Origin of the sequence: Xenorhabdus yunnanensis, assembly GCF_028598805.1 — a bacterium.
Taxonomy (GTDB): domain Bacteria; phylum Pseudomonadota; class Gammaproteobacteria; order Enterobacterales; family Enterobacteriaceae; genus Xenorhabdus; species Xenorhabdus yunnanensis.
Genome location: NZ_JAQRFI010000156.1, coordinates 1 through 1,518, shown reverse-complemented (window position 1 = coordinate 1,518; position 1,518 = coordinate 1). Strand labels below are relative to the sequence as shown.

The window sequence follows — 1,518 nt, the reverse complement described above, 5'->3', positions numbered from 1 at the left end:
CTGTAGCGCCTGTTCCCAGATTTTGGCAGGGGATGGCATGTGACACCGCCTTTTATTTAAGGAAGAAGAGCCCCATCATGGCACAATAGGGATTACGGCTGTAGTATTAAGAACAAATACCGCAAGAATGCGGTGTGGGTGATGAACTCCACGACTGCCGCTAAGGTGCAAAAGCTGAAAAACGGTAATGGGGATTATATCTGGCGGGAACGTTTACAAGCGGGTGATCCCGATATGTTGCTGGGCTTACCTGTCCATTATCTTGAATTTATGCCCGATGGCGTGATCGGTCTGGGCGACTTCAAACGCGGTTATTTCATTGTTGACCATGAAACAGGCACCCGTACCCGTCCCGACAATATCACCGAGCCGGGATTTTATAAGGTACACACCGATAAATATCTGGGCGGTGGTCTGGTGGACTCCAACGCAATCAAGATCCTTGAAGTGAAAACCACTTCGAAATAAACGAAAGGAGCGAAAGTCCCTTGTTGGGAGTCCATAGGATGAATAACGATTTTGAAATTCGCACCGCGTCTCTGTCTGCTGCTGATAAAAAGCTGGTGGGCTATGTGATTAAGTGGAACAGCAGATCCCACGTTTTATGGGATGAATTTGTTGAACAGTTTGCCCCAAATGCTTTTAGCGCCAGTTTAACTTCGGGTGTTGATGTCAGGGCACTGTATGAACATGACCACATGAACCTGTTAGGCCGTACCACGTCCGGTACGTTACAGCTTGCCGAAGATACCACCGGATTAAGCTTCGAGTTAACGCCGCCTGATACGCAACTGGGGCGCGATGTGCTGACTTTGGTTGAACGGGGTGATATTTCCGGTATGTCCTTTGGGTTCAGGGCTATCAAAGATCAGTGGGATATTGGTCAAGAGCCGTATATCAGAACCGTTTTAGAAGCGGAACTGAGGGAAATCACCATTACCAGTTTACCCGCCTACCCTGAAAGCGGTGTTGAGATTGCCAGACGTTCCCTGAATGCCGTCAAGCCTAATCATGTTGATTTGCGTCATTACTGGCTGCAACTGTCCGAGGTGTAACTATGTGGCCTTTTAAGCGAAAAGCCCCAGAAAGGCGCAGCATGAGCATTGATGAGTTTCTGTCTCTGGCGGGTATATCTAATACCAAATCAGGCGAGCATGTTTCACCCTCGACAGCCGAGGGCTTGCCTGCGGTGATGAATGCCGTCACGGTGATTAGTGAAGCCGTGGCGACCATGCCTTGTTACCTGTATCGGGTTCGGCACCAGAACGGCAAAGAGTCCCGCGAATGGCTCAGTGATCACCCCGTGGATTATTTGCTCAATGAATTTCCGAATGACTGCCAGACGCCTTTTCAGTTTAAGCGAACCCTGATGCGTCATTGCTTACTCAATGGTAATGCTTATGCGGTGATTGTCTGGGGGCGGGACGGTCAGCCACAATCGTTGCACCCTTACCCACCGTCAACGGTTGTCCCTCAGCGGCTATCCGATCACCGATTCTCATACACTATCACAGAGCC

Annotated in this window: 2 protein-coding genes and 1 pseudogene; all 3 read left to right on the top strand. The window is 49.7% G+C overall.

The annotated features are described in order from the left end of the window. Positions 1 to 111: 111 nt before the first annotated feature. Positions 112 to 468 (top strand): annotated as a pseudogene (locus PSI23_RS21370) (phage major capsid protein); the annotation flags it as partial. Positions 469 to 506: 38 nt separating this feature from the next. After that, on the top strand, positions 507 to 1,055 hold the full coding sequence (locus PSI23_RS21365) for an HK97 family phage prohead protease (RefSeq protein ID WP_273556958.1): 549 nt from the start codon (positions 507 to 509) through the stop codon (positions 1,053 to 1,055). Between the two features lie 2 nt (positions 1,056 to 1,057). Further along, positions 1,058 to 1,518 (top strand): phage portal protein (locus PSI23_RS21360; protein ID WP_273556957.1); only part of this gene is annotated, 461 nt, incomplete at its 3' end.